10 protein-coding genes and 1 pseudogene are annotated in these 11,482 nt (G+C 69.2%); 6 read left to right on the top strand and 5 right to left on the bottom strand.

Annotated elements, in window-relative coordinates; translation table 11 throughout:
* Positions 1–191: 191 nt before the first annotated feature.
* From ACFU99_RS17305 to ACFU99_RS17295, 3 genes are all read right to left on the bottom strand, one after another.
* Complete coding sequence (locus ACFU99_RS17305; RefSeq protein ID WP_384392318.1) at positions 192–647, bottom strand: hypothetical protein; 456 nt, start codon at positions 645–647, stop codon at positions 192–194.
* A gap of 354 nt (positions 648–1,001) precedes the next feature.
* Complete coding sequence (locus tag ACFU99_RS17300) at positions 1,002–1,904, bottom strand: serine hydrolase (RefSeq protein WP_384392315.1); 903 nt, start codon at positions 1,902–1,904, stop codon at positions 1,002–1,004.
* Entirely contained in the window at positions 1,901–2,818 is a 918-nt protein-coding gene (locus ACFU99_RS17295) for a LysR family transcriptional regulator (protein ID WP_384392312.1), read from the bottom strand. The genes ACFU99_RS17300 and ACFU99_RS17295 overlap by 4 nt, the downstream gene beginning before the upstream one ends.
* Positions 2,819–3,104: 286 nt before the next feature.
* Between ACFU99_RS17295 and bla the strand changes: the two genes are divergently transcribed.
* From bla to ACFU99_RS17280, 3 genes are all read left to right on the top strand, one after another.
* On the top strand, positions 3,105–4,097 hold the full coding sequence (bla, locus tag ACFU99_RS17290) for a class A beta-lactamase (RefSeq protein ID WP_384392309.1): 993 nt from the start codon (positions 3,105–3,107) through the stop codon (positions 4,095–4,097).
* 308 nt (positions 4,098–4,405) lie between these two features.
* Positions 4,406–4,741 carry an ArsR/SmtB family transcription factor gene (locus ACFU99_RS17285; protein WP_384392306.1) on the top strand — a complete coding sequence of 112 codons (336 nt, stop codon included), beginning with the start codon at positions 4,406–4,408 and terminating at the stop codon, positions 4,739–4,741.
* A complete protein-coding gene (locus tag ACFU99_RS17280; RefSeq protein ID WP_384392303.1) occupies positions 4,741–5,451 on the top strand; it encodes a cation transporter in 711 nt (236 codons plus the stop codon). Before ACFU99_RS17285 ends, ACFU99_RS17280 begins: the two co-directional genes overlap by 1 nt.
* A 296-nt stretch (positions 5,452–5,747) precedes the next feature.
* On the opposite strand, the gene ACFU99_RS17275 is transcribed toward ACFU99_RS17280, so the two are convergent.
* Positions 5,748–6,302 carry an EF-hand domain-containing protein gene (locus ACFU99_RS17275; protein WP_384392300.1) on the bottom strand — a complete coding sequence of 185 codons (555 nt, stop codon included), beginning with the start codon at positions 6,300–6,302 and terminating at the stop codon, positions 5,748–5,750.
* Between the two features lie 372 nt (positions 6,303–6,674).
* On the opposite strand from ACFU99_RS17275, the pseudogene ACFU99_RS17270 reads away from it, so the two are divergent.
* A pseudogene (locus ACFU99_RS17270) lies at positions 6,675–6,773 on the top strand (alpha/beta hydrolase); the annotation flags it as partial.
* 150 nt (positions 6,774–6,923) lie between these two features.
* On the top strand, positions 6,924–8,525 hold the full coding sequence (locus ACFU99_RS17265) for an acetolactate synthase large subunit (RefSeq protein WP_384392297.1): 1,602 nt from the start codon (positions 6,924–6,926) through the stop codon (positions 8,523–8,525).
* A gap of 146 nt (positions 8,526–8,671) precedes the next feature.
* Here the strand turns inward: ACFU99_RS17265 and ACFU99_RS17260 are convergent, their stop codons facing one another.
* Complete coding sequence (locus ACFU99_RS17260) at positions 8,672–10,747, bottom strand: glycoside hydrolase family 36 protein (RefSeq protein ID WP_384392294.1); 2,076 nt, start codon at positions 10,745–10,747, stop codon at positions 8,672–8,674.
* Between the two features lie 499 nt (positions 10,748–11,246).
* Here ACFU99_RS17260 and ACFU99_RS17255 point away from each other — a divergent pair.
* Positions 11,247–11,482 (top strand): winged helix-turn-helix domain-containing protein (locus ACFU99_RS17255; protein WP_384392291.1); only part of this gene is annotated, 236 nt, incomplete at its 3' end.

Raw genomic sequence — 11,482 nt, 5'->3', positions numbered from 1 at the left:
CCTCCTAGCGCAAGAGAACTCAACGATGTGTCAGTGCCTTTGTGCGTCGTTTGCGGCCCGGCGTACTGAAGGGGAAATCGTCAGACTGCCGAGCGGGTCCGCCTGCCGTTGAGCAGGGGCCGGACCTTGGAAGAGCCGGGGTCTCTGGACAGCCTGCCGGCCCTCGATCCGGCTTCCTGGACGACCCTCCCTCACCCCTCGGCCGATCCCTCGTCGGGCCTCCGGGCGTTCTTGACCGCTTCGCGGTTGTCTTTCTGTAATTTGTCCAGTCGTTCGTCGCTGTTCTTCGGCTGGTCTTCCTCCCTGATCTCCACCTTCACCTTCTTGGATGCCTCATCCTTGACCGAGGACGCCATATCGGACGTCGATTCGGGGTTCTCGCTGGTTTCCCGCTGCTTGTCGGCGACTGCCTGGGTGCTCTTGAACAGAGGGGCGAGGAAGTTGTTCATGATGCTGAGCGCCTCGGGTGACGTCTCGCGCACGATCTTCGGGTCGCGTGCGGCTTCAGGAATGTCGTCGTAGAGTTCCGGATCGACCCCTTCCTGTTCGGGCCGGGCACCCGGAATTTTCTCAGAGACCTTGCGGGCGGATTCCTCGGCGGACTTGGCCTCATTTCCGCCGCTGCCGAAGATGTTCTTGAAGGACATGGGCTTACTTCCCTCCGCTTTCTCTCGGCGGGCGCAGAATAACCCTTGCGAAGAGGGGACATTCCTTCCTACCCCTCCGGCAGCCGATCTATCCGGCTCGGAGCCTGCGGTTTCTCGCCATTCGCCTGGCTCAGGGACTCGCCGTGACGCTGCCACTCAAGCCGCCGTGACGGCAGCGCCCAGCCTTGAGTACTCGCCCCCCCACGGCCTGACCACCGACGACACCGCGGCCACTCTGCGGGGCGTGTGGGCAGTTCGGCGTGCGGCCGGCTTCCTCGCGCCCCTTCCGGGCGCCGTCCGCCGACGGATCGCCGCCCGCCGCTGAGACGCCGTCCATCTGATGAGGCGGCACAGCTACAACTGCCGAAGATGGTCACGCAGCCTGCGGGCGACCTGTGACATGAGCGCGTCGGCGCCGGGCTGGGTGCCGGCCGGAACGAGCGATTCGGTGAGGACGGCGATGGCGAAGGACTGGCCGTCGGAGTGCTCGACGACTCCTATCTCGTGGCGGAGGTTGAGGAGGGTGCCGGTCTTGGAGGACCAGGTGGTGGCGTCGGAGCTGAAGTCCGGGGTGAGCCGGTGCCGTATCAGATTGTGGGCCATGAGGCCGCGTACCCGTGCGGCCACCTCGGGGTGGATCTTCGAGGGTGTCCACAGGGCCTGGAGCAGTTCGACGTGGGCGCGGGCGCTGCCGGTGTTGGCGCGGGTGGTGTCGAGCTGCGGCACCCGGTGGCCGCGGCCGCTGGTTCCGGCGTCGATCGCGAGGGCGTGGGCGAGGTGGACCTGGGCGGCGTCGAAGCGTTCCACGGGGGTGTCGGCCAGTTCGCGCATGGTGTGCCGGACGGTGATGCCGCGCAGACCGAGTCCGTGCAGGAGCTCGGCGACCTGGGCGGGCGGGGTGAGGTCGAACAGTGCGTCGGAGGCGGTTCCGTCGCTCACGCAGGTGCTCAGGTAGAGCAGGTCGTCGACCGCGATCCGGGCGGGGTGGCGGAACCGGCTCAGCCCGGCGGGGCCGGGTGTGGTGATACGACCGGGCTGTACGTCGATCATCGTCGCCCCGTCCAGTTCACCCCGCCGGATGCGCTCCGCCGTCGCCAGCGCGAGTGGGACCTTGACCAGGGAAGCGGAGGGCAACTGGGTGTCCGGGTCGATACCCAGTTCCTCTCCCGTGTGCAGGTCGCGCACGAGCAGGCAGCCGCGCAGGCCGCCGTCGTGCAGTTGCCGGCGCAGGTCGCGTACGAGCGTCTCGGTGTTCACGCCGTCGTCCTTCCCGTGGTTCTCGCTGTGGTGCGCGCCCGGTGGTCCGCGCCGACGCAGCGGGCGATGGCGTCCCCCAGGCGTGCCTCGATGAGCTGGGGGTCGCCGTCCCCGGCGGCGGCGAGGACGAAGCCCCGGTTGAGCGGGAGTTCGCCGATGGGCCGCCAGGCCAGGTCGAGTTCCTCGGCCTGTGCGGGCGAGCACAGCAGCAGGTCGCGGGTGCTGAGGACTTCGGCCGCCGCGGTCGTCAGGTCGGGCGCGGCGACGAGTTGCGCGGGCCGCAGGCCGAGCGCGTCGCGCAGGCGCGTCAGCGGGTCGCGGATGTGCGGTACGTCGTCCTCCGGCTGGAGCCAGACACGGCGGGGCGGTCCCGGGGTGGCGCGGCCGATTCGTAGCGTTTCGAGGTAGACGCGCTTGACGCCGGGGTCTTCCCGGGCCGCGGCGAGGCCGAGCGGTACGGACCACCTCGCCTCGTCCGGCGGGACCGCGAGCAGGGCGGCCCGTACGTGTTGGGAGTGGACGAGTTCCCTTCGCCGCGCGGGCGCTGCGGGGCGGAGGTCGAGGGCGACGCCGTGCCCTCTCGCCTCGGCGACGAGGCGGGCGAGAGCGATGGTGGAGCAGCTGCCGGGCACCGCCAGCCGCCATGGCTTGTGCTTGGCGGACTCCGCCTCGTGCAGCAGCACCTCGGCCGCCCGCACGACTTCCCTGGCAGCCGGCAGCAGGTCCCGGCCGAAGGGGGTGAGGACGGCACGCCGCGATGTGCGCTCGAACAACTGCTCGCCGAAACGTTCCTCCAGAGCGGCGACGCGACGGCTGGCCACCGACTGGGACATCCGGACGGCGGCCGCCCCGACGGTGAAGCTGCCGTACTCACTGACGCTCACGAACGCGCGACACGCTCCCACCAGATCCACGGCCCGAACTCTATGTCAGTTCGTTCCATGCCGGTTCGGCATGGAACGGCGCGGGAGCGCATTGGACCGCATGGCCACCCCGAGACAAGAGTGTTACCGGCATTCGCGATCAACGCTGGTGCGGATCTGCGGCATTCCGTACCCATCCCTTTTCCTGTGCACCCTGGACACCTCGTACGCCCCGTATACGCCGAGCACCTTGAATGCCCCCGAATTTCATACACACCCGAGATACGCCCTGTATGCGCCATGCGCCCCGAGCGCGAGGCGTCTTGGAGGTTGGACCATGAAGCTCATCCGCACCCGGCGTGCCGTCGGCGGCGCGCTCGCCGCACTCGTCCTCGTACCACTCGCGGCCTGCGGACATGACGGTTCCCCGGCCGCGTCGTCCACGTCTGCGACCACGTCCGTATCCGCGTCTGTATCCACGTCTGCATCCGAGTCGACGTCGGCGTCCCTGAACGCCGGGAAGGCGGAACCGGCCGCGGACGCGAAGCAGTCCGCCCGCGCCTTCACGGGACTTGAGCACAAGTACGACGCCAGGCTGGGCGTCTACGCCATCGATACCGGCACCGGCCGCGAGGTGGCTTACAAAGACGGCGAACGTTTCGCCTACAACTCCACATTCAAGGCGCTGGCCGCGGGCGCCCTGCTGCGGAAGTACTCTCTGAGCGGAATGGACCGGCTGATCACGTACTCGAAGGACGATGTGATCGCCAACTCCCCCGTGAGCGAGAAGCACGTCGATACCGGGATGAAACTCGGTGAACTGTGCGACGCGGCCGTCCGCTTCAGTGACAACACCGCGGCCAATCTGATGTTCGACCAAATAGGCGGCCCCAAGGGGCTGAACGCCGAACTCAAGAAGATCGGCGACGATGTCATCCGGATGGAGCGCCGCGAGCCGGAGCTGAGCCGCTGGGTTCCGGGCGACACGCGGGACACGAGCACACCCCGGGCGATGGCCCAGGACCTGCGTGCATTCGTCCTCGGAGACATTCTCAAAAAGGGAGAACGGGCACAGCTCACCACATGGCTGCGGACGAATGCGACCGGCGACGAACTGATCAGGGCCGGGGTGCCCAAGGGCTGGGTGGTCGGTGACAAGACCGGAACCGGCAGCTACTACGGGGCCCGCAACGACATCGCCGTGCTGTGGCCGCCGCACAAGGACCCCATCGTCGTAGCGATCCTGTCGCACCGAAATAAGAAGGACGCCGAATTCGACAACAAAATAATCGCGGAAGCGGCAACGGTGGTCACCAACACGTTGTCGTAGTCACAGAATCCTGCTCTGACTCCGGGCTGACGCCCCGCCGGCCGCGGACATCACCGCCGCGGGAGGCCCCGAGCGGATCGTCCACACCGCGCGCGAGCCACACGCCCGGTCGGCGACGACGCCCGTACGAGACCGTCTCCTTTCGCTGCTCCGGACCGGCGGCCGATCAGAAGGTTCCCGGCCGGCGCGTCGGCCGCTGCCGCGCCGAGCGCCAGGCCGTAGCCGGCCCGTCTTGCCGACGCCATCCAGGGGCGCGCCGGATGGATACAAGAATCTGTGAATTCAGGATCCCGTGTACTGTTGTTGATGTGCTGACTCTCGCTGCTGACATCGAGGTGCTGGCGCGGTTCGGCCGCGCTCTCGCCGACCCGATCCGCTGCCGGGTACTCCTCGCCCTCCGTGAGGCCCCGGCCCACCCCGCCGACCTCGCCGACGCCCTGGAAATCTCCCGCACGCGGCTGTCGAACCACCTGGCGTGCCTGCGCGACTGCGGCCTGGTCGTCGCGGTCCCGGTCGGCCGCCGTACCCGCTACGAACTCGCCGACGAACGACTGGGCCACGCGCTGGACGACCTGCGCTCCGCCGTGGTGGCCGTCGCGGCCGACAAGACCTGTGCGGACGCGGACGAGAAGGGCTGCTGCTGATGGCCGCCGAGATACCCGTCGGCGCAGGTCCGGCCCCGGCCCGCCGCGACGTCCTCGCCAAGCGGATACGGCTGCTGGTCGCGGCCACCATCACCTACAACGCCGTCGAGGCGATCGTCGCGATCACCGCCGGGACGACCGCCTCCTCCACCGCCCTGATCGGCTTCGGCCTGGACTCCGTCGTCGAGGTCTCCTCCGCCGCCGCGGTCGCCTGGCAGTTCTCCGCCCGCGACCACGCCGTACGCGCGGCCCGGGAGAAGACCACTCTGCGGATCATCGCCGTCTCCTTCTTCGCCCTCGCCGCGTACGTCACCGTCGACGCCATCCGCGCACTGACCGGCTCCGGCGAAGCCGAACGTTCCCTCCCCGGCATCGTCATCGCCGCCCTCTCGCTCGCGGTCATGCCCTTCCTGTCCGCCGCCCAGCGCCGCGCGGGCCGCGAAATCGGCTCCGCCAGCGCTGTCGCGGACTCCAAGCAGACCCTGCTCTGCACCTACCTCTCCGCCATCCTCCTGGTCGGCCTGGCACTCAACGCCACTCTCGGCTGGTCCTGGGCCGACCCCGTCGCCGCCTTGGTCATCGCCGCCATCGCCGTCAAGGAAGGCCGCGAAACCTGGCAGGGCAAGGGCTGCTGCGCCGCCTCCGCCGCCGCGATCCCTTCCGCCGGGCCCGAGGCGGACGTGCGCGGCTGCTGCCCCGGCTGCGGCTGAACCGGCGCCCGCGCACGCGAAGAACCCCGGCCACGGCATGATCGGCCCCCGCGTGATGTGCGACGTCGTCCCGGCAGCCGGTTCTTGTAGGTGGGGCGGGCCGAGACGTCGCATACCAGCAGGGCGGCGTGGGAGGCCGCGTAGAACTCGTCCCGCAGGCCGGCCGACTCCTGCCCGGCGGGGTCCAACAGGTCCACGATGAGCTCAGCGCTGCCCCGTACTGGTGCGTGGCTGACGGTCCCGGGCGAGCCCAAGACGCTCCTGGGCAAGCCCTGGACAAGCCCCTGGCCTGGGCCTCAGGCGGATTGGTCGATCGGGCCGAGCAGCCAGTTGCCGGGGGCCTTCGGGTCGTCGCTGAGGTAGAACTCGGTGATGGCGGACCTGAATTCAGCGTGACTGAGCGAGCCGTCCCCGTCCTGGTCGAGGAGGCGGAACGCCGCCTCGGAGTGCACTGGCGGAATTCCCAGGACGTCGTACATACGGACGTACTCCGCCTGGCTCAGCACTCCGTCCTGATTGATGTCCAGCGCCCGCATCAGTGCGTCGACGATCGCCAGCACGGCTTCCTCGAAGTGCCGGGGGTCCGTGACGTTGGCCTCCATGACGGCGATGAACTCCTCCACGGAGATCCGTCCGTTTCCGTCCGAGTCGCCGTGGGTGAGCAGCAATTGCCACCACGTCCCGAAGGCGGCCCGCATCGCTGCCGCGTTCTCCTCGTCTCCCTCGCGCGCCAGTCCCGCGAACAGCTCGGTCATCGTCTGCAAGTCGTCATGGGTGAGCTGACCGTCCCCGTTCCGGTCGAACCAGCGGAAGAGGGTGCTGAACTTCTGGGCCTTCACGTCCTCCGTCATGGGTGCTCCTCTTCCAGGTCGTCGCTTCCTGTGACGGGCGTGGCGTCGCTCCGGAGCCGACGGACGCGCCTCTGGAGACATTAGGAGCAGGGGAGCCGGGGAACCAGGACTGTTGAGGCCGTTCCCGCGCCGGCGCCTGTCCCGCGTCTCGCGCAGCAGGGCGAGTTTCGTGAGGCGGCCTTCGCCGCAGTGCTCCTGTGTCCAGCGGCGGCCTTCGGCCGGGTCAGCGAGAGCGTCCCTTTCCCCGCCGTAGCGCGGGCATCGGTTGCCACCCCTCTCCTAACCATATCGAATCATTTGACAGGTTAGATCACTCCGTGCTTGTGTGGCGGGCAGCTAACCGGATCAGGCGCACAAAGAGGTTAGAGAGAAATGCGTTCGGTGCACCACCGGACCGTCGACGCCATCGCCGACGCCCCCATGACCGTCCTGCTGCACGGCTACCCGACCAGCTCGTTCATGTTCCGTGAACGCGGTCTCCCCGGGCGAGCGCTGGGATAGGCAGGGCCGGGCGTCGGACACGGAAGGCCGCCGCGCGCGGCGGCCGACGGTGCGTGTGACAGGCGCCCGATAGCGAGAACACCATGGCTCAAAAGGATTAGCGAAAGGCGATCAGCTTCTATGAACGGTGCCGAGACGGTCCTGCGCACCCTGCTCAACAACGGTGTGGACGCCTGCTTCGCCAATCCCGGTACGTCGGAGATGCAGTTCGTCGCGGCGCTCGACCGCCATCCGGCCATGCGCGGTGTGCTGTGCCTGTTCGAGGGGGTGGCGACCGGGGCCGCCGACGGCTACGCCCGCATGACCGGCCGGCCGGCCGCGACCCTGCTCCATCTCGGTCCCGGCCTGGCCAACGGCCTGGCGAACCTCCATAACGCCCGGCGGGCGCACACCCCGGTGGTCAACGTCATCGGCGACCACGCCCGCTCGCACAAGGGGCTCGACTCGCCCCTGGAGTCCGACATCGAGGCCGTCGCCGCGACCGTATCCAGCTGGGTGCGCCGGCCGATGACCTCGGCGGATATGGGTCCCGACACCGCTGCCGCCGTGGCTGCGGCGATGAGCGCCGGGGTGCCCGATGACCCGGACCGGTCACGTACCGGCACCTCCGGCGCGATCTCCACACTCATCATGGGGGCCGACCTGTCCTGGGAAGAGAGCGCCCCGCCCGCGCCGCACCTCACGGCGCCGCCACCGCGGTCCGTGACCCGCGCCGACGTGGAAACCGCGGCAGCACTGGTCGCCGGACCCGAGCCCGTAGCGCTGCTGATCGACGGTGCCGGGCTGGGGGAGCGCGGTCTGCAAGCCGCCGCCCGGATACAGAAGGCCACCGGAACCGCCGCTTTCTGCCCCACCTGGCCTGCCCGGTTGCGGCGCGGTACGGGCGTACCGGCGATCCAGCCCCTGGGCTACCGGGCCGAAGCCGTCAGCCGGCAGCTGGCCGGCGTCGAGCACCTGATCCTGGTCGGAGCGCGCGAACCCGTGGCATCGTTCGCCTATCCGGGCCGCCCGGGCATTCTCACCCCACCGGGAACGCACGTGCACCACTTCGTCCCCGAGGCGGGCTTCGATGTCGTCGACGCGCTGACCGAACTGGCCGACACCGTCGCACCGGACACCCTCGCGGTGCTGCCGCCCACCCAAGACGCTGCGCCTCCCGTCGTGAACGAGCCGTTGCGCACCGAGAACTGGGCGCAGGTCATCGGCGCCCTGCTTCCGCGGGAAGCGATCGTCGTCGACGAGTCCATAACCGAGGGGATGAACACCCTCGCCCCGGCGACCGCCGATTCCGCGCCGCACGACGTACTCGGCCTGACCGGCCTCGCCATCGGACAGGGCATCCCCGTGGCCGCCGGCGCGGCCATCGCGTGTCCCGAACGGCCCGTCGTCTGTCTGCAAGCCGACGGCAGCGCGCTCTACACCATCTCCGGACTGTGGACCCAGGCCCGCGAGAAGCTCAACGTGATCACCGTCATACTCAACAACCGCTCCTACGCGATACTCCGCGCCGAACTGGACCGCGTCGGCGGCAGCCAGGCCGGGCCGGCGGCCAACGCTCTCTTCGACCTCGGCCGACCCGACATCGACTTCACCGCCATAGCCACCGGTATGGGCGTCCCCGCGACCCGGGCCGCCAGCACAACCGAACTGGCCGAACAATTCACCACCGCGCTGGCCACACCCGGCCCCCACCTCATCGAAGCGATCCTCCAGCCGACCTGAAGCGGATCGCCCTGGCAGGTGCTCGCCGCTGGGCGGTGCCAGGCCGCGGAGCCGGTTGAGTACCCGCCGTACGAGCATGCGGTGCACGGTGGCCGGCGTGCGGCGATGACCTATCGCGGTGACATCATGGCCGCCCCGGCTGCTGATCAGCCGATGGGCTCGGCCACGATGAGCTGGAACCGCTTGAAGGACAGCTTCACGGTGTTGTGCTGAGCAGTGGCGGTTCCGAGTGACGTGCCGGTGAACGGGTCGGTCAGGCGGTACCGCGTGCGGCCCAGGCCGCGCAGCTCGACCTTCCCGTCCCACTGGTCGGCGTAGAAGGCGTAGTGGAGGGTCCGCTTCTTGGCCACGACGTGCGCCTCGGGCTTGTCGAAGCCGATGTCGTACAGCTCACCGCGGTACTCGCCGGTGGACAGCATGTTCTTCTCGTACAGGGACACCCACTTGCGCCAGAGAACCTCCTTCTCCGGGGTGAGGTCGGTCGCCTTGTCCGGGGCTCCGGTACCGGGGAGGGTGAACTTGGTCGACAGGACGGCTCCGACCCCGTAGGAGGACGCGAAGTCGTTCCCGCCGTCGCTCAGTTCGACGTGGTCGCCGGCGTAGCTGCTGCCCGCGCCCATCAGCGCCTTCATCGACTTGCCCTTGCTCCGGACCTGGTAGGAGGACTCCGGGTCCGAGCTGGGGTACTGGTCGACGTAGGGCAGGTTGTGGAAGGCGAAGGCGGTGCCGCAGGGGCAGAGCTCGACGAGGGCGTCGCGGTTCGCCCCGTGCGCGGCTTCGTGGATCGCCTTCCAGAACGGGGCCACGGCCTCGGTGGATTCCTCGGGGCGGGCGTGCCGGTGCTTCGGGTTGTAGCAGGGCGCGACGCTGTTGAGGTGCTGGCCGTCGATCTTGAGCCCCTCGTAACCCCATTCGCCGACGAACCTCTTCGCCTGCTCGACGAAGTACTCCACCGTCGGCCGGTAGGCCGGACAGAGGGTGTAGGAGTCCCACCAGGTGACGTACTGCTTGTTGCCGTCGCGGTCCAGCAGCAGCATGTCGGACCGGTCCCGGAACAGGCTGCTGGCGGGGGCCGCCGCCAGCGGGGCCCACCACAGTCGCGGCCGCAGACCGGCGGCCCGTATCTCCTTGGTGAAGGCCCGCATGTCCGCTTCGCCGCGCGGGAACTTCGCCGTGTCGATGCCCCAGTCGCCCACGTTGGTCTGCCAGCCGTCGTCGAGCGCTGCCCAGCGCAGACCGACCTCGTGCGCCTTCGGCAGCGCTCCGGTGACCTGCTCGGTGGCGAAGCCGCGCTCGTAGCCCCAGGCACACCAGATGGGCTCGAAGGCCGAGGCGGGGACCTTGGGAGCGCGCTGGCCGATGTCGCTCATGTAGTCGCGGTACCGCTGGAGCGGCACGAAGTGGTCGCCGGGGAGGGCGGTCAGGAACGTGGTGGCGGTGCTGAGCCGACGGCCCGGCTTCAGGGTGCGGGTGGTGTCGTCCTGGATGGCGATGCTCGCTCCGGCGTCCGTCTTGCGGACCGGCATGCTCAGGATCGTCGCCACGGGCTCGACATGTCCGACGGAGAGGCCCGCGCCCCGGCGCCAGACGGTCGCCAGCGGGGTGCCGCCGCCGTAGTCGGAGGAGTCCATCCCCAGCGAGTTCTCCTGGACATAACCGTCCTTCACCGGCATCACCCAGTCGCGGCGGTCTGTGTACGTGGTACCGGAGAAGGTGTAGAAGCCGCCGGGAGTCTCCAGGAGCTCGTGGGCTCCGTTGCGCCACCCGGTCACCTTCAGCGCGGTGGAGGACCTGTTGGTGTAGGTCACCTTCATCACGATCATGCCGGTGAGACGCTTGAAGGAGGTCAGCTCGACCGTCTTCTGCACGCCTTCCTTGGACGTGCCCTCGATCGTCACCCGGACGCCCGCGCCGTGGCGGGGGTGCCGGGTGGCGCGGGTCCGGTGCCCGCGGTAGGCGAACGCCTCGATGGCCTTGCCGCCCACCAGCAGGGCTTCGCCGGCGTCGAAGCGGGTGAGGCCGACGCCCTTGAGCGTCACCCGGCTATGCAGCCGGTCGTCGAACTCCAGGGTGATGGAGGTGTCGCCGACCCCGACGAGGTCAGGATCCGAGCTCGGCGCGGCGGACGCGGGTGAGGCGCCCATGGCCACGGCGGGGAAGGCGGCCAGACCGGCGCCTCCCAGTGCCACCTTCAGTACGCTGCGCCGGTTCATGTCCGTCATGTCGAACTCTCTTTCGGTCGTGCGTGCCCGGCTGGGGCAGCCGCCTTGTCCGTCGTCGTGGATCGTCGAAGTCGGGCCGTACGCTCGCGACGAAGCGGCCGTCCGTAAGGCCGGCCGGCTGTAGGGCTGGTCGTCCGTAACGCTGGTCGTCCGTGAGGCTGGTCGTCCGTGAGGCTGGTCGATGCCTGGTCTGCTGCCGGTTTTCGCAGTGGGTCGGCTGGGGCGGCTGGGGTAGGGGGACGGCGTACCGTCCGAACGGGCGCCCCAGTACGAGGTCGTCTTCGGCGGCAGCGGGCGGGCATCCTCGGTGAGCTGCGAAGACGCTGCCCCGATCACTGGCGGGTGCCCGGGCGCGGCGAAACGGAAGGTCGCTCACGGGTGACTTCTAGATCATCGGGTGGCCTGCTTCTAGAACGTAAGCGGTATTGGAGTGGCATGTCAACGGGTGGGCCTCCTGGGTGGAGGCCCGCGCCGTCGATCGGATTGGTACGCTTCTGGTATGACAGATGCGCGAACGTCGATGCCCAGAGGTCTGTTCGGTGACGACGCCCTCCCGTTGTACGAGCGCACCGCCAAGCAGTTGCTCGACGACCTGCGCGCCGCTGCCGCCCGCCCCGGTGACCGGCTGCCCTCCGAGCGGGCTCTGGTCGACCGGTACGCCGTGTCGCGCGTGACGTTGCGAGCGGCCCTCGCGCAATTGGAGTCGCGGGGCATCGTGCGGCCGTCGTCGTCGCG

Source organism: Streptomyces sp. NPDC057654, assembly GCF_042800135.1.
Taxonomy (GTDB): Bacteria; Actinomycetota; Actinomycetes; order Streptomycetales; family Streptomycetaceae; genus Streptomyces.
The sequence above is the reverse complement of the archived record's forward strand: the minus strand, read 5'-3'. Positions and strand labels throughout refer to the sequence as shown.

Coding starts and splice junctions, on each gene's coding strand:
- bla (WP_384392309.1), top strand. CDS start 3,105: ATGAAGCTCATCCGCACCCGGCGTGCCGTCGGCGGCGCGCTCGCCGCA.
- ACFU99_RS17305 (WP_384392318.1), bottom strand. CDS start 647: ATGTCCTTCAAGAACATCTTCGGCAGCGGCGGAAATGAGGCCAAGTCC.
- ACFU99_RS17265 (WP_384392297.1), top strand. CDS start 6,924: ATGAACGGTGCCGAGACGGTCCTGCGCACCCTGCTCAACAACGGTGTG.
- ACFU99_RS17260 (WP_384392294.1), bottom strand. CDS start 10,747: ATGACGGACATGAACCGGCGCAGCGTACTGAAGGTGGCACTGGGAGGC.
- ACFU99_RS17280 (WP_384392303.1), top strand. CDS start 4,741: ATGGCCGCCGAGATACCCGTCGGCGCAGGTCCGGCCCCGGCCCGCCGC.
- ACFU99_RS17275 (WP_384392300.1), bottom strand. CDS start 6,302: ATGACGGAGGACGTGAAGGCCCAGAAGTTCAGCACCCTCTTCCGCTGG.